This is a genomic window from Paenibacillus sp. TSA_86.1 (assembly GCF_052691815.1).
The window spans coordinates 387,237-403,072 of record NZ_JBQZGE010000001.1 but is presented as its reverse complement, the minus strand read 5'-3'; the positions used below and the strand labels follow the sequence as shown (position 1 = coordinate 403,072).

Sequence of the window (15,836 nt, the reverse complement as noted above, 5' to 3'; positions counted from 1 at the left end):
ATGTCAATCATTTCTCATTATTCTTTTGACAACAAAACGGCTTGCAGAACAATCTCTGCAAGCCGTTTTGTTGGATCTCCCTGCGGCAACATGTGTAAATTCTATATTAAACATAAACATTAACGATTCAGATGAAAAGGAACTGTCGTCACGATTACATCTTTATAATTAATCAGATAAGCCCGAATCATGAAGCTGGTCTGGTTATGCAGTACATTTTGCCACCAGTGCTTCGTAATAAATTGCGGAATCAGAATGGTGATATGATCGGTTTCGGCTGTTTTCCATTCGACGGTATCAATGAATTTCTTCAGCGGCCCCATAATACTGCGGTACCTGGATTTGATCACGACCAGACGCACACCAGGGTTCCATTCTTCCCACTTCTGCTCCATCTTGCGAATAGCCTCATCGTCAAAGCCGATATACAGTGCCACCACATGATCCGACATCGTCTGGGCATAACTGATCGTATTCATCACCACCCGGGTAATACCTGCTACCGGAATGACAATGGTATTGCCTTTCTTGGCCGGTTTATCCACCTGAATATCGATACGCAGTTCGTCTGCGATGTTGCAGTAATGGCTGCGAATGCGCATGAACACATAAACAACCAGGGGCAAGAAGATGAAGATAACCCATGTCTGCGTGAACTTGGTGAAAATAAAAATCAGTGTAATGGACAGCGTCGTCAGCATACCGATTGTATTGACCAGCAGTTTTGTCTTCCACCCTGACGGTTTGATTTTGATCCAGCGTATCATCATGCCGAGCTGCGACAGTGTAAAAGGAATGAACACCCCGACCGCATAGAGCGGAATCAGGTTCCCTGTATCCCCCTTGAAGCCAACGACCAGAAGTGCAGACATCACGCTGAGAAAAATAATCCCGTTGGAGAAGCCCAGGCGGTCTCCCCGCACCATAAACATATGTGGCATATATTTATCCTTCGCCATCATGAAGGATAAGAGCGGGAAGGCCGAGTATGCCGTATTCGCCGCGAGGAACAAAATCAGTGCCGTCACACCCTGGATGATAAAATACATCCATCCTCTGCCAAACGTAGCTTCGGCAATCTGCGAAATGACCGTTGCTTTCGGATCAGGTTTGATCCCGTATCCAAAGGCTAGCAGCGTGATTCCGATAAACATGGCGCCAAGGATACATCCCATCAACAACAACGTCCCGGCAGCATTTTTCTCCGCAGGCTGCTTGAAGTTCGGAATCGCGTTACTTACCGCCTCTACCCCGGTCAGAGCTGAGCACCCGGAGCTGAACGCTTTAAGCAGTAGGAAGATGCTCACATGGGACAGACTGGTTCCGAATTCCGGAGCCGCAGCATGAATGCCGCCTGTCAGGAATTTGATGCCACCCGAAATAATGAGAATGGCAATCGAAAAGATAAACAAATAAATAGGGATCGCCAGCACGGATGCTGACTCCGTAACCCCCCGCAAGTTCATAACGGTCAGGAACACAATCATAATAAGTGCAATAATGATGCTATAGTCATGCAATGCAGGAAAAGCAGAAGTGATCGCATCCGTACCTGCGGATGAACTTACCGCCACGGTCAGGATATAATCGACGAGCAATGAACCTCCGGCAATCAGGCTCGGTGTGGTGCCCAGGTTATCCTTGGCTACGATATACGCGCCGCCCCCTGTAGGATAAGCAAATATGGTCTGGCGATACGAAAAAATTAAAATGACGAGCAATCCCAGCACGGCGATCGAGATTGGAACCGAGTACCACAGCGCGGCGAATCCGGCCGCAACCAGCACAAGCAAAATCTGTTCCGTACCGTAGGCAACAGATGATAACGCATCCGAAGACAGGATGGCGAGTGCCTTCCATTTCCCCAGTTTTTCTGCATCCAATTCTGCCGACTTCATTGGCTTGCCGATTAAGACTCTCTTCATTTTGCCAAGCATGATCATGACTTCCTTCCATCTCTCATCTGTAAGCTTCTTTGCTTCGCATCCGTAAAACATGGGTTCTTTTTATCTGTGAAGCATTGTTATTATGCAAAATCGCAGAGCCATTGACAATATGTCATTTCACCCGAAAATCGCCAGCGCGTGATAATGCATTCTACGATTCAATATTCGATAACAAAGCCTTTCTTGCTGAGCAAATTGAACGTTTTTGAACCAAAACGACGATTGTTTGCCTGAAAAAAGAAAAAGACCTTCGGTTCAGGGAACCAAAGGCCACGATTATGATTTCATACGGTTAGTCTGCATATAACACAATTAACATATAGAGCTTGTTTGCAATTAAATTTGAATGATGCCGGGACGAGGAGTTACTCCGAATTGATCTGCTAGTGCTTGCAGTTGCTCATCGGTGATTCGCTGGCGAATGTCATGGCCTGCAACCAGCATGAATACCTGTGCAGCCTTCTCGATGGTTTCAATCAAACCAAACGCTTCATCAATGGTTGTACCTGTTCCAAAAATGCCATGTTGCGGCCATATGACTGCGTGATATTCCTGCATTTTCTCTGCAGTTGCACGGCCGATCTCATTCGAGCCAGGCATCATCCAGGGAATGATTCCAACGCCATCTGGAAAGACCACAACACATTCGGTGCACATCTGCCAGAGTGTCTTCGTAAACTTGACCTCATCCAGTTCATGGATGAAAGTCATCGCCAGTACATGTGTCGCATGGTTGTGCATGACAACCCGGTGATTCGGGTCTCTTTTCAAACGTTCGATATGGCTCATAAAATGGGTCGGTAGTTCACTTGTCGGGTTCGCTCCACCGTTCAGCCCCCACAATACCTCCAGCTCCTGTCCATCCGCAGATACACGCAGTAAACCCAGATTGCCTTCCGGGTCTGCCAGCACGTTTTTGAAATATTTGCCTGATGCCGTAACGATAAAATATTGTCCCGCCAGCTCTTGCACGGAAAAGGCTGGTGTAATGGTGCGAATCACCCGATGAATGTCAATGTACGGTGCAACCTCTTCCTCTTGTAGCAGGTAGCTGACATTGCCGCCATTGCGCTCATCCCAACCATTTTTCCACATATGCTGCGTAATCTCTGCCATCTCACGTACAAAAGGAATATCAAACCCGACAGGTTGTGTTCTTTCGGTATGATGGGTCACGTTCATGTTTATCCTCTCCTATGTTCAAGTCAAAAAATCAGGCTGTCACGATCAAAGTAAGTTCTTTATTTCACATTCATTATACCTTTGTTTATATTTGTTAGTCAATCATTTTTAGCCAAAATAACTTTTGTATTATTTTATTTGTTTTTGTTTATCTTCATTTATGCTTTTGAAGGCAATAAAAAAGATCTTTGTAAAAAATAAAAAAATACCCCGCCGTCGCCCGGCAGGGTCAGTCACACATCTATTTAACACGAGAAGGGGTTTACAAGCTTTATCTTATCCCCTTTACATGAATAGAAGCTGAAAGGGAAATAAAAAAAGTATGAAAAGATACATTAAATCATTGCTCATCGAACCGTATTATTTTGCTTCAACCTATAGAAGGGCTGCATATTACCTGTTGCTTCATCCGGCCGCTCATGCATCTGCTCAAACCCCAACTTGATTAGAATATGATATGCCGCTTCATTATCAGGATGATGCTCTGCAACCAGAGTCTCTACCTCTAACTTGTCAAAAGCATAACTCACAACGGCCAGCGCTGCTTCCTGCGCATATCCTTGTCCCCAGTGATCCCGCGTCAGCAGGAAACCAAGCTCATAGATCTTCTCCTCCGGATGATAAGGGCAGAGACCGCAGCAACCGATAAATACGTCTGAATTCTTTTGAAAAATCGCCCAGTACTGTACGCCCTCCTGTTTCTCACGCTCGATTTCCTGAGTTAATCTCGCCTCTACTTCCTCTTCACTCAGTACTTCGCTGCCACTAGTCCACTTGGTCACCTCATGATCACCCCAGAGCGCAAAAGCAAGTGCACGATCTCCTTCGTCCCATGTCGTAAATACAAGTCGATCCGTTTCCAATACGATTGTTCTTCTGTTGTCCATCATACATCAACCTCCCGAAATCTTAGACTCCATCCCACTTGAGCGATCTATACTATTCAATTAATCGTGTACGGTTCAGGGTAAACTCTCAGGCCTTAACATTTTTATGTACTTTTCTCTCTAAACGGAATTTATGCAAAAATAAAAGACCCCTGCCGATGATGCCGACAGAGGCATATACATTTCTACCACACCGAATTACGACAAAGCAACTTCAATCGTACCGGAAGCAGCACCTCCCTGGTTCGCCAGTAAAGCGAAGACCAGAACACTGCTTGCCGTAATGCTCAAACTGCTGTTCACTGGAACGATATAAGTGACAACTGGAGCATTGACACGAGTGATGACGAGAGATACCGGAAACGGTCCATTGTTGTTCACCGTAACGCTTGCATTGGCACCGCCAGACAGGTTTTCATAGTAGGATTTACCCACACCTGCTGGAAGGTTGTAGAACTGTAATGGTAAAAGGATGGCCATCAAGATCACCTCCTTTTTGCTTTGATACGGTATTCTATGTTTGAAATCTAGTAAAGCCACGGTGAATTGACCGTGGTAGAACGTACATTTATAGCTGACATGCAAGTTTGATAGACTGTCGTATAGCGAAAAGCAAAAAAGCCCCACCGGATGATCCGGGGGGCTGCTTATCCGAGAACAAACTAAGCATACAACATAAAGAAGTTCAATTCATGGCCCTGCTGTTTGAGATAGTTATAGAGCTGTGAGCGATGGTGGAACACATGCGTCAGCGTTTCGATCTGCCATTGCACCTGCAAGTGGCCATGCTCCGCATAGAAAGCTTTGGTTGAACGGTTCAGAAAGTCCTCTTCACTAAGACTTGTGATATACGCTTTGTACGCCTCGAAATTGCTCCAAAGTGTCTTTTCCAGTTGCTCAATATTCTGGTTGCCGGATAGACTGTTCTCCACCAGACCTACCTCGGCTTCACCTTTCTCCTGCATAATGACAAGATCGGAAGCGGTAATCTGGATAAAATGATGCACCAGCTCCACGAGTGAACGCATATTGTCTTGTGGACGATACGCCCAATCTTCATCACGAATCAGTCGAATTAACGAAGCACCTGTCCGCACGCCTGTCTCAAGCTCAGTTAATAGATGTTCTCGAATTTGCAATGTTCCATTCATTATTCATTACTCCTTTGTCATAAGTCTATGATTCAAGTATAACGGAATGCTCTGCCGCATGATTGTACTTTTCGGACAACATCAGTTGATGCTCCTGAACAGCCATCAGTGGTGTGTCTCCATAGAATTTACGGAATTGACGTATCAGATGCGCCTGATCATAAAAACCATAGGCCTGAGCCAGCGCTGCCCCGTCGGTAAATTCCCCCCTATGAATGCCTTGTAATACCTGATGGAAACGAACAATTTCACTGAAACGCTTCGGACTGATGCCCACTTGCTCGGTCACTTTGCGATGTAGCTGACGCTCACTGACGGCTTCACTCAGGGCAAGGTCTTGTACACTCAACCGACCCTTTTCCTTGAAGATCCGGTAGAGTACATTGCGAAGCAGATCCTGATCAGCATGATGATGAGTCCGGCTGTGGCGCAGGGTCGTTTGGAGAAGATAATGTTCCATCACCTGCACACGCTCTGCAAAATTCGCCGTGTCCTCCATCTTCAACCGTAGCTCGTCCCATCGGATTGGCCAGCAGTCCTCCAGCGGTATACGTCTGTCGGTGAACACATCGAGTGACTGACCGTGTAGAAAAGGGGCTCCTCCTGGAAAAAAACGAACACCAAACGTATAGGCTCCCACCGGAGGCGCAGTCAACGACAACGGAAAAGCAAAAGGCTCCATATAATTGCCGCAATAGCTATATGCATATCGATCTTGTACCGGATCATAATCGATCAGCATGTCGGTACAGCCGTCTGGCAACACACGGGCAGAAGCCGTAGACTTCAGCATCAAGTCATTGACTTTGAATCCGATTGCCGCCGTGCCGTCTTCGCCGTTATCTCTATATTCTCGGGTTCCCGACTCCCAATAACAAGCTACATAAGGTGTAAGCACGGGCGAAGGATTATGCTCAATATAGTAGGTACGGGGATCCATTCCATTCATTTGTACCGGACGATACAACGGGTGCAGACGAGCATCCATTCACTTCCCTGCCTTTCCCTTTCCTATCAAAATAGAGCTTCATCTGATCCCTATCGATCGGTTCCGTTATGTATCATTATGTTCATTCTTCTCTCTCATCATATCATGAGCATCATCGCTCAGGTAAAAAAAGTGCCCTGCTCGGAGGACAATCCGAGCAGGGCCAGTCACACATCTATTTAACACGAGAAGGGGTTTACAAGAATCATATTAAGCTCCCAACCTTAAGAGAAACTGAAATTCAGATGAAGAACAGATCAAAAAAACGAGCGAAAAACAGACGATAAATACATAAACCTACATATATGCTCTTGCTCAGTTTAAACCATGCAGTTTCCGAAATCGTTCGGGACTCATGCCCGTATGTCGTTTGAACATCGTACAGAAATAACTCGCATTTTCATACCCTACCCTGTCAGCTACTTCATAGATTCGTAGTGCCCTCTCACTGAACATCAGCTGTTTGCTGCGATTGATTCGCTCCTGATTGACGTAAAACACAGGTCTGACTTGCAGTGCCTTCTGAAACAACCGGCATAGATACTGAGGGGATACGACAGCAACATCTGCCAGTTCCTTCAGCGACAACGGCTGGTCCAGGTACTCGGCGATATATCGCAGCACGGGTTTCAGGCGTTCTATCTCATCATTATCGTTGTCCGAGACAATGAGCAGTGGCTTCAAATCAAGAAGCAGGGCATACAGATGTTTGGAGCTGCTCCGTTCATCGTCAGCATCCAGCGTATCTCCCGTACCTTCTCCCCTCACAAGCAATTGCTCCAAGGCGGGCAGCAGTTCAGGATTTCTGAGCTTGTACACCCCTGAGCCTGTGATTCCAGCGTAGGCCAGCAACTGACTAGCCTCCCTCCCTTGAAAGGATACCCAAGCCAGTTCCCAAGGGTCTGTGATTGGCATGTATCGATGCGGAATATCTGGATAGGTGATAAAAACATCCCCCGGACCTACCATATATTCTTCCTCATCCGCTATGATCAGCCTGCCCTGCCCCTGAATAATCTGATGAATCTGGTAATCGGGGAAACCTTCCGGGCGCTCGGTTTCGAATTGGTGTTCCCAGTAACCCACCGTGGTCATATAGATCGGCAGACGCGCGGCTTCATCTATTTTGGCAAAAAAGATTCGTGTATTCATCCGGGACACCATGCTCTCCCCCTTTAGTTTCATATTGTGATATATATGGGCAATATCCTTTATTCTCTAAGTACCTAATCAATTCTATACTGTGAATATATTATAACATGAACAAAGGAGCTGCTGTTATGAGAAAGAAACTCGTGCACACCCCTCCGGCTAACGGATATCCGGAATGGAATAACAACCCGGAGACATTTCAAGTCAATCGTCTACCTGCCCATGCGAACATGGTAGCGTTCCCAACGATAGAAGAAGCTTTGTCCAACGAATTCACGACTTCTCCCTGGTACCAGTCCCTGAATGGTTCATGGAAGTTCAGCTTTGCCGAAACGCCTGAGAAGCGCATTACTTCTTTTTATGAAACGAGCTATGACGCAAGCAATTGGGATGAGATTCCTGTCCCGTCCAACTGGCAATTGCAAGGCTATGATTACCCTCATTATACCAACATGACCTATCCTTGGGTGGAGCGTGAGCCGGAGTTAAAACCGCCTTTCGCACCAGCAACCTATAATCCGGTTGGTTCATATATTCGCACATTTACAGTTCCTGCGGACTGGAAAGATCGTCCGGTCTTGCTGCACTTCGAAGGCGTTGAATCAGCCTTTTATGTATGGGTGAACGGAGAACTTGTCGGCTACAGCGAAGATACCTTTACCCCTGCAGAATTTGATATCACGGCATACCTGACGGAAGGCGAGAATAGGCTGGCCGTCGAGGTTTACCGCTGGTGTGATGCAAGCTGGCTGGAGAATCAGGATTTCTGGCGGCTTAGCGGTATTTTCCGCGGAGTATATCTGCACTCGCCTTCACCAGTTCAAATCGCTGATTTCTTCGTTCGTACGGAACTGGATGAGGCCTTTCAGAATGCAGAACTGCAACTGGATGTGAAACTGTACAATCATAACGCCGGACAGCGTGTGGACGGCTTAACGGTGCAAGCACAGCTCTATGATGCGGGGCAGAAGCTAGTTCTGGATCAGCCGCTGGCGGCAGAGGTTTCTTTTCAAAATGAAGAAGAAGTGACGTTATCTCTCTCTGCCCAGGTTGCCTGCCCGCTCTTATGGAGTGCCGAAACGCCTAACCTGTATACACTGGTGCTATCCATCCAGAATACATCGGGCGAAACGGTGGAGGCTGTGCGCACCCGTGTCGGCTTCCGCAGGTTTGAGATCAAAGACGGCCTGATGAAGATTAACGGTAAACGTATCGTGTTCAAAGGCGTCAATCGCCACGAATTCTCTCCCGATTCAGGACGGGCCATCGGACGTGAGGATATGATTCGTGACATCGAGCTGATGAAAGCCTATAACGTTAATGCTGTGCGTACATCGCACTATCCGAACCAGACCACCTGGTACGAGCTGTGTGATGAATACGGACTGTATGTCATCGACGAGACAAATCTGGAGACACATGGTACCTGGTACTATGGGCAAAAAGAAATGAACGACGACAACATCCCGGCGAGCAAGCCGGAATGGCGCGACAATGTTATTGATCGCTGTAACTCCATGTTCCAGCGGGATAAAAACCATGCGTCCATCATCATCTGGTCGCTCGGTAATGAATCGTTTGGCGGCGATAACTTTATCGCGATGTACGACTATCTGAAACAAGCTGATCCAACAAGACTCGTTCATTACGAAGGTACCTATCACTACCGCCCTTCCGATTCGGCGAGTGATATTGAATCCACGATGTATATCAGCCCGAATGATATCGAGCAGTACGCACGCATGAAAGGTGATAAAAAACCTTATATCATCTGTGAATACAGCCACGCGATGGGGAACTCCTGCGGCGGTCTGCACCTGTATTGGGAGATGTTCGATAAATATGAAATTTTACAAGGGGCATTTATCTGGGACTGGGTGGATCAATCCATCCGCACCAAGACGGCAGACGGTATAGAATATCTCTCCTACGGCGGAGATTTCGGCGAGTCGCCACATGACGGCAACTTCTGCGGCAACGGACTGATTTTGGCAGATAAAACCGTTACACCTAAGCTCGAAGAAGTAAAGAAATGTTATCAGAACGTTCGCATGCAGGCGCTCAATCTGCAAACTGGACTGATTCGCATCACAAATCATTTCCTGTTCACGGATCTGAACGAGTATGCACTCGCTTGGACGTTGTCCCATAACGGTATCCCTGTGGAAAAAGGACATATGGACATTGCTGCACAGCCTGGTGAATCCATTGAGGTTCATATCCCTTATACACCATCGTCCGACCTGTACGCAGAAGCTGTCCTCACAGTCTCTCTGGTAACGAAGACGGAAGCTAAGTGGGCAGATGTGGGACATGAGATTGGTTGGGAGCAATTCGTCGTATCTCCGCGTCTGCGTGCCATTCAGCAACTGCCTGCAGGAGCAAGTTACGCGCTTCAAGTAGAAGAACTGCAAGATGGCGGATTGAAAGTGAAGGCGGGTGAAGTTACCGTAAGCTTTAGTTCAGTAACTGGTGCGCTTACCTCGTATCAGATCAACTCACAGGAGCAATTGCTGTCTCCTGCTCGTGCAAATTTCTGGCGTGCAATGACAGATAACGATCTGGGTAACGAACTGAATGAACGTGCTGCCTTCTGGCGGGATGCTCACACGACGAACAAGCTGATTCGTTTCGAAGATTATACGAATGAGCAAGGCTGTCATGTGACGACAGATTATACGTGGGATGTTAGCCCCGGAACTACGCTGTCCATCACGTATCACATCAAACCGAATGGCGAGCTTGAAATCAGTCAAACCCTCGTTCCAGGTGCTGGCCTGCCTGAGTTGCCCGAGTTCGGCATGTTGTTCGAATTAAAAGACAGTCTGGATACGATCTCCTGGTACGGCAGAGGGCCGCATGACAACTATATCGACCGTCTGACCAGCGCACGCCTTGGCTATTACACCGGAGCCGTTCGTGACCAGTTCGTGCCTTACCTGAAACCGCAGGAATGTGGTAACAAGACGGATGTCCGTTTTGCGGAGATTACATCGGCTGTAGGCGCAAATGCTGGAAAGGGCAATGATGGGGCTGACGGGAATGCATCGCATGGCAGCAGCGGTCTGCATTTTGAAGCCAATGCGCCGTTTGAGATCAATGCACTGCCATGGTCACCTGAGGAACTGGAAGCCAACGACCATGTCTACAAATTACCGGTAAGCTCACATACCATCGCTCGAATCAACTACATGCAGATGGGTGTCGGCGGTGACGACAGCTGGAGTGCACGTACGCATCCAGAGTATACACTGCAAGCTAACCGTCCGTATCACTTTACGTTTACAGTGAAACCCGTATAGAGCAAGATCGTGTGAGGAAATGCCGTGAAGGCTAGGTAGTACCACTCTGGCCCTACGGATGACTTTCACTGTTAGATTGAGGGGTTACAAGATTTTATAAGGTGCAGCCTTTATAGTGCATCGATTAACTTTACTGCACCTCAATTAACTTTACTTCGGATCGGTTTACTTTAATTTCTTAAATTCCATCCTCGTAACAAACACAAAAAATCCCTGTTGGCATAATGCTGACAGGGATTTTTTGCTCTGTTCACTGATTTTAGCTCGTTGCGACCTAAGGTCTGTGGTCTGTGGTCTGCGTTTTGCGGTTGTGGACTGCGGTTTGTGCTAACTCCTTGCTGCCTGGTACTCAGCAACTGGAGGGTATCTTTTACCTGCTCTGTCGCTGTCACCTCTCACTCCATACTACTCTGGTTTCCTTCTACCTTCGTAACCGGATGCTTAGACTGCCTCAAGCGCTAACGATCATGAGAAACCTTATTCGGGGCAACACCTTTTCTAAATTCTAACGATCTCCAGTAACGCTATTTCCCCAAAAAACAGCATTTCAATCGGAAAATGAGCCAAATTGATCCAAATAGGATCTCTCATGATCGTTAGATTTTAAAAGCACGTAAAAAGCAACAAATAGCGTCTCTCATGATCGTTAGCGCAAATCCACTTAATAATAGAGAACCGTAGCCCTACCTTTACAAAAATTCAAAACTACTCAAACGTTACACTCTCACTTTTGTCATTCCAGCTAATGTTAAAAGTAACCGGATCTTTGCTATCTACCGGATTCAATGTACCAGACTCGGTAACCGGTGTCTGTTGTTCTGCGAGCGCCCGTCCCTGCCGCTCAATGTTTGTTCCTTTGATATTGTAGACAAAATCTTTTACCTTACTCTCATCTCCTATGTAAACAATCCCATATGAACCTGTTGAACGTTGCAAGGACACATCCCAATGCGCGCTCTTCTCATGTTTGATATCGTCCGCACCACAGGCAGCCAACATAGAGAACATCAATACAACACCTAACATCAGCGGTAATTTCATTCGTTTTATCTTCATTCTATCCCCTCCTACTTATAATTTAACCAATATTGGAAGTGGTGATAGAACGGTTGAAACATCCTGCAATTTTATCTTGTATAACGATCTATATCCTCCTCCGCCATGTCATGCACTCTTTTATGATAATCTTCATGCTGGTGAACATCATTTTTTAATTTAGCCAAAAATCCCCATCCGGTAAAAAACATGAGCAGCACGGCAATCAACGCATAAGCAAAACTAAATAGATTCATATAGAAATTCACAAAGATTGCGGCTAGCGTCAAACCCAGAATCCATAGTACCCATTTTGTACTTTTTCTCACCTTTGTCCCTCCACTCATCTAAAATTACAAACTCTGTCTTACTATATGTATCCTTATATATATGATCAAGAAGGATTCGAAGTTTCTCTAAAAAGAAAAAGGCTCCCTTTTGGGAGCCTTTCCTCTATCGGCATAACAAAGGTTTACACCTTTATTACATCATGCCGCCCATACCACCCATGCCGCCCATGTCTGGCATTCCAGCAGCGCCTGCAGGTTCTGGCTTGTCAGCGATAACCGCTTCAGTTGTCAGGAACATTGCGGCTACGGAAGCAGCGTTTTGCAATGCATAACGCGTTACTTTTGCAGGGTCAACGATACCTGCTTCGATCATGTTAACCCATTCGCCAGTCGCAGCATTGAAACCTACGCCCGTTTGTTCTTTTTTCAGACGTTCCACGATGACGGAACCTTCTTCGCCAGCATTAGCTGCGATTGTACGGATTGGTGCTTCCAGAGCTTTCAGGACGATGTTCACACCTGTTTGCTCGTCACCGGACAATGCTACACCAGCAACAGCATGATATACGTTCAGAAGCGCAGTACCACCACCGGATACGATACCTTCTTCAACCGCAGCGCGAGTTGCGTTCAGGGCATCTTCGATACGCAGTTTGCGTTCTTTCAATTCTGTTTCAGTTGCCGCACCGACTTTGATTACGGCTACACCGCCGGACAATTTAGCCAGACGCTCTTGCAGTTTCTCTTTGTCGAACTCGGAAGTAGTTTCTTCCAGTTGAGTACGGATTTGGCTAACACGTGCATCGATATCGGCTTTGTTACCAGCACCGTCAACGATGATTGTGTTTTCTTTAGTTACACGGATTTGGCGAGCTGTACCCAGTTGTTCCACAACAGCGGATTTCAGGTCCAGACCCAGTTCTTCCGTGATCAATTGGCCACCAGTGAGGGCAGCGATATCTTGCAGCATCGCTTTACGACGGTCACCGAATCCTGGAGCTTTAACCGCTACAGCATTGAATGTACCACGCAGTTTGTTCACAACCAACATCGCCAGTGCTTCGCCTTCGATATCTTCAGCGATCAATACGAGTGGTTTACCTTGTTGTACGATTTTCTCAAGCAATGGCAAGATGTCTTGCGTGCTGGAGATTTTTTTGTCTGTGATCAAGATGTACGGATTGTCCAAAACAGCTTCCATTTTGTCCGTATCTGTGATCATGTATGGAGAGATATATCCACGGTCGAATTGCATACCTTCTACCACTTCAAGCTCCGTAGCGAATCCTTTGGATTCTTCAACAGTGATAACACCGTCTTTACCTACTTTTTCCATTGCTTCAGCGATCAGTTCGCCTACTTCTTCGTCAGCTGCAGAGATTGCTGCAACTTGTGCGATGGATTGTTTGGTTTCGATTGGTTTGGAGATGGCTTGCAGTTCAGCTACCGCAGCTTTAACCGCTTTGTCGATCCCTTTACGGATACCGATCGGGCTAGCGCCCGCAGTTACGTTTTTCAAACCTTCTGTGATCAGGGCTTGAGCAAGTACTGTTGCAGTTGTTGTACCGTCACCGGCAACATCGTTTGTTTTCGTTGCAACTTCTTTAACCAGTTGTGCACCCATGTTCTCGAATGCATCTTCCAGTTCGATTTCTTTTGCAATGGTTACACCGTCATTCGTGATGAGCGGGCTTCCGAATTTTTTCTCCAGAACCACGTTGCGGCCTTTTGGTCCGAGCGTTACTTTCACTGCGTTAGCCAATGCATCCACACCACGAAGCATGGAGCGACGAGCGTCTTCACTGAATTTAATGTCTTTAGCCATTTAAGAAAACCTCCCTAGTATATTGTGTAAAATGATACTGCTATATGGTTCGGTTAACCGATTAAATTTGAAATTAGTCGAGAATCGCGTGAATATCGCTCTCTTTCATAATCAAATATTCTTTACCTTCGAATTTGATTTCTGTACCGGCATATTTGGAGAAAATAACGCGGTCTCCTTCTTTCACTTCCAGAGCTACATGTACGCCGTCTTTCACTGCGCCCGCACCAACTGCAATGACTCTACCCTCTTGCGGTTTTTCTTTGGCGGAGTCAGGAAGTACGATCCCGAAAGAAGTCGTTTGCTCTTGCTCCAGTGGTTCTACCAATACGCGTTCACCTAAAGGTCTGATCATGAAAAATAGCCTCCTTTTGAAATTATATAGCCTTGCATTTGTAGGTTGCAGCCATATGTATTAGCACTCGACAGTGTTTAGTGCTAACAACCAACTTTATGATACTCAACTTGAAGCATGATTTCAAGTCCTTTTGCTGAATTCTTGCGAGAATTTACGTTGAATTTACATCCAAACAGCTTGAGCACTTATATTCAATAAGCCAAATCACGCCTGGCACAGCTGGATGAATGTTACATTCACGCTTTCTATTTTACGAGATTCTTTGGCTTGGATGCAAACTTCCACCCGTATCCCACTCTCCATTGTATCCATTGACCGGCATAATATGCCTGCATGTCCGATCAGCCTACTTTCGAATGGGACCAAAAGACCCGGAGCAGCACGAATCGTCTTGAATCGTCTTCCCCGGGTCTTCCAGCGAGTGGATTACTCTCCACCCTTAAATCATTTTATTCACTTGAAAAGGCGAACAAGTTTCTACCGACGTCTCTACCCTGCGTGCTAGTTGTCATCGGCCCGAACGTAACGGGCTTCAATCTCCTGATCCGCTGCGAGCTGCTTGCGATACACAATTGCGGATAGAAACACACTGATCTCATACAAGACCAACAGCGGAATCATGACAAGCAGATCGGATATTAAGTCTGGTGGTGTAATAACCACGGCAATAAAAATCAGCACAAAATAAGAAATTTTGCGCATTTTACGCAGACGAATCGGATTCAGAATGCGCAGCCCTGTCAGGAACATAATGAGCAGTGGCAACTCAAACAACAGTGATACCGGCAGCACAATGCCAAACAGGAAACTGAAGTACTGCTGCATACCGTATGTCTCGACAAGCCCCATTTTCTCCGTAATCGTGGTTGTGAACGCAAGCGCCATTGGAAAAACAACATAATACGAAAAGGCGACACCCACCAGAAACAGCAGAAATACGTAAGGTACATATTTCAAAGATGCTTTACGCTCTTGCGGCCGCAGACCGGGACTAACAAACTTCCAGATCTGATACACCGTGAAGGGCAACGTAATGATAATGGAAAAGAGTCCGGCAATCTTCATATAGATACCAATACCGTCCCAGAACGAGAACGCATGCAATACAAATCCCTTAGCCGTCTCTGCCTTCGTCAAATATTGGTAGACCGGATCTGCCACGAGAAACCCTGCGATCAGTCCCAGAATAAAAATACTCAATACATAGATCAGCCGCTTGCGCAGCTCACTCAGATGTTCGGTAAGCGTCATTTCTTCATTCTGCCGCGTCATGCCTGCCTCCCCTGGAATTCAGCTTTAAAATACAAAACCCTTCCGGCAGGAAGGGGTCTCTCTCATAGCCATGAACCTTATTCCGGCAAGCGTTTATCCACAGATTTCTCAGCAGCCGTTGTATCTGCTGCTACCGGTTTCGCTTTTTCCTGCTCTTTGCGGCTGGAAGCATCATCGTCCGAAATAATATCACGCGCGCCTTCCTTGAACTCACGGAACGTACGTCCGACAGCCCGTCCCAATTCCGGCAACTTGTTAGGCCCAAACAACAGCAATGCAATCACGGCCAGCAAAATAAATCCTGTTGGTCCAATCGAACTTAACATTGATCTTCCTCCTTGTTTCAAGCGTTCAAAATACTCTCACCGAAGTCATGTTCATCAGATGTCTGAACTGCATTTGGATTTATGCCCATCATACCACAGATGTAACCACTTACATAACCCGT

General features: G+C 46.5%; 14 protein-coding genes. 1 reads left to right on the top strand and 13 read right to left on the bottom strand.

Features of this window, described 5'->3' with window-relative positions; translation table 11 throughout:
* Positions 1 to 119: 119 nt before the first annotated feature.
* The 7 genes from ACUTVW_RS01695 to ACUTVW_RS01665 form a co-directional block, all read right to left on the bottom strand.
* Positions 120 to 1,937, bottom strand: a complete 1,818-nt coding sequence (locus ACUTVW_RS01695; RefSeq protein WP_445644190.1) for an APC family permease — start codon at positions 1,935 to 1,937, stop codon at positions 120 to 122.
* Between the two features lie 345 nt (positions 1,938 to 2,282).
* Positions 2,283 to 3,128, bottom strand: coding sequence for a rhamnulose-1-phosphate aldolase (gene rhaD / locus ACUTVW_RS01690; protein ID WP_445644189.1), 846 nt, complete (start codon positions 3,126 to 3,128; stop codon positions 2,283 to 2,285).
* Positions 3,129 to 3,475: 347 nt separating this feature from the next.
* Positions 3,476 to 4,018, bottom strand: coding sequence for a GNAT family N-acetyltransferase (locus ACUTVW_RS01685; protein ID WP_445644188.1), 543 nt, complete (start codon positions 4,016 to 4,018; stop codon positions 3,476 to 3,478).
* 195 nt (positions 4,019 to 4,213) lie between these two features.
* Positions 4,214 to 4,495: a hypothetical protein gene (locus tag ACUTVW_RS01680; RefSeq protein WP_445644187.1), complete on the bottom strand. Its 282-nt coding sequence runs from the start codon at positions 4,493 to 4,495 to the stop codon at positions 4,214 to 4,216.
* A 182-nt stretch (positions 4,496 to 4,677) separates the two neighbouring features.
* Entirely contained in the window at positions 4,678 to 5,166 is a 489-nt protein-coding gene (locus ACUTVW_RS01675) for a DinB family protein (protein ID WP_445644186.1), read from the bottom strand.
* A 25-nt stretch (positions 5,167 to 5,191) separates the two neighbouring features.
* Positions 5,192 to 6,154 (bottom strand): DUF6597 domain-containing transcriptional factor, encoded by a 963-nt coding sequence (locus tag ACUTVW_RS01670; RefSeq protein WP_445644185.1) that lies wholly within the window; start codon positions 6,152 to 6,154, stop codon positions 5,192 to 5,194.
* A gap of 315 nt (positions 6,155 to 6,469) precedes the next feature.
* Complete coding sequence (locus tag ACUTVW_RS01665) at positions 6,470 to 7,318, bottom strand: AraC family transcriptional regulator (protein ID WP_445644184.1); 849 nt, start codon at positions 7,316 to 7,318, stop codon at positions 6,470 to 6,472.
* Between the two features lie 116 nt (positions 7,319 to 7,434).
* Between ACUTVW_RS01665 and ACUTVW_RS01660 the strand changes: the two genes are divergently transcribed.
* Entirely contained in the window at positions 7,435 to 10,608 is a 3,174-nt protein-coding gene (locus ACUTVW_RS01660; protein WP_445644183.1) for a glycoside hydrolase family 2 TIM barrel-domain containing protein, read from the top strand.
* A 705-nt stretch (positions 10,609 to 11,313) separates the two neighbouring features.
* Here the strand turns inward: ACUTVW_RS01660 and ACUTVW_RS01655 are convergent.
* The 6 genes from ACUTVW_RS01655 to tatA all read right to left on the bottom strand — a co-directional run bounded on the left by ACUTVW_RS01655 (position 11,314) and on the right by tatA (position 15,714).
* The gene (locus ACUTVW_RS01655) at positions 11,314 to 11,664 is read right to left on the bottom strand and encodes a hypothetical protein (protein WP_445644182.1); all 351 of its coding nucleotides are present in this window, start codon (positions 11,662 to 11,664) and stop codon (positions 11,314 to 11,316) included.
* 71 nt (positions 11,665 to 11,735) lie between these two features.
* Complete coding sequence (locus tag ACUTVW_RS01650) at positions 11,736 to 11,972, bottom strand: hypothetical protein (protein ID WP_445644181.1); 237 nt, start codon at positions 11,970 to 11,972, stop codon at positions 11,736 to 11,738.
* 154 nt (positions 11,973 to 12,126) lie between these two features.
* Positions 12,127 to 13,758: a chaperonin GroEL gene (groL, locus tag ACUTVW_RS01645; RefSeq protein WP_445644180.1), complete on the bottom strand. Its 1,632-nt coding sequence runs from the start codon at positions 13,756 to 13,758 to the stop codon at positions 12,127 to 12,129.
* A 73-nt stretch (positions 13,759 to 13,831) separates the two neighbouring features.
* Positions 13,832 to 14,113 (bottom strand): co-chaperone GroES, encoded by a 282-nt coding sequence (groES, locus tag ACUTVW_RS01640; protein WP_445644179.1) that lies wholly within the window; start codon positions 14,111 to 14,113, stop codon positions 13,832 to 13,834.
* Positions 14,114 to 14,617: 504 nt separating this feature from the next.
* The gene (gene tatC, locus ACUTVW_RS01635) at positions 14,618 to 15,388 is read right to left on the bottom strand and encodes a twin-arginine translocase subunit TatC (RefSeq protein ID WP_445644178.1); all 771 of its coding nucleotides are present in this window, start codon (positions 15,386 to 15,388) and stop codon (positions 14,618 to 14,620) included.
* A 77-nt stretch (positions 15,389 to 15,465) separates the two neighbouring features.
* Complete coding sequence (gene tatA, locus ACUTVW_RS01630) at positions 15,466 to 15,714, bottom strand: twin-arginine translocase TatA/TatE family subunit (RefSeq protein WP_445644177.1); 249 nt, start codon at positions 15,712 to 15,714, stop codon at positions 15,466 to 15,468.
* Positions 15,715 to 15,836 lie beyond the last annotated feature (122 nt).

What these genes read in the sequence shown, in the direction of transcription:
- ACUTVW_RS01695 (WP_445644190.1), bottom strand. Translation starts at nt 1,937, where the DNA reads ATGCTTGGCAAAATGAAGAGAGTCTTAATCGGCAAGCCAATGAAGTCG.
- rhaD (WP_445644189.1), bottom strand. Translation starts at nt 3,128, where the DNA reads ATGAACGTGACCCATCATACCGAAAGAACACAACCTGTCGGGTTTGAT.
- ACUTVW_RS01685 (WP_445644188.1), bottom strand. Translation starts at nt 4,018, where the DNA reads ATGATGGACAACAGAAGAACAATCGTATTGGAAACGGATCGACTTGTA.
- ACUTVW_RS01680 (WP_445644187.1), bottom strand. Translation starts at nt 4,495, where the DNA reads ATGGCCATCCTTTTACCATTACAGTTCTACAACCTTCCAGCAGGTGTG.
- ACUTVW_RS01675 (WP_445644186.1), bottom strand. Translation starts at nt 5,166, where the DNA reads ATGAATGGAACATTGCAAATTCGAGAACATCTATTAACTGAGCTTGAG.
- ACUTVW_RS01670 (WP_445644185.1), bottom strand. Translation starts at nt 6,154, where the DNA reads ATGGATGCTCGTCTGCACCCGTTGTATCGTCCGGTACAAATGAATGGA.
- ACUTVW_RS01665 (WP_445644184.1), bottom strand. Translation starts at nt 7,318, where the DNA reads ATGGTGTCCCGGATGAATACACGAATCTTTTTTGCCAAAATAGATGAA.
- ACUTVW_RS01660 (WP_445644183.1), top strand. Translation starts at nt 7,435, where the DNA reads ATGAGAAAGAAACTCGTGCACACCCCTCCGGCTAACGGATATCCGGAA.
- ACUTVW_RS01655 (WP_445644182.1), bottom strand. Translation starts at nt 11,664, where the DNA reads ATGAAGATAAAACGAATGAAATTACCGCTGATGTTAGGTGTTGTATTG.
- groL (WP_445644180.1), bottom strand. Translation starts at nt 13,758, where the DNA reads ATGGCTAAAGACATTAAATTCAGTGAAGACGCTCGTCGCTCCATGCTT.
- groES (WP_445644179.1), bottom strand. Translation starts at nt 14,113, where the DNA reads ATGATCAGACCTTTAGGTGAACGCGTATTGGTAGAACCACTGGAGCAA.
- tatC (WP_445644178.1), bottom strand. Translation starts at nt 15,388, where the DNA reads ATGACGCGGCAGAATGAAGAAATGACGCTTACCGAACATCTGAGTGAG.
- tatA (WP_445644177.1), bottom strand. Translation starts at nt 15,714, where the DNA reads ATGTTAAGTTCGATTGGACCAACAGGATTTATTTTGCTGGCCGTGATT.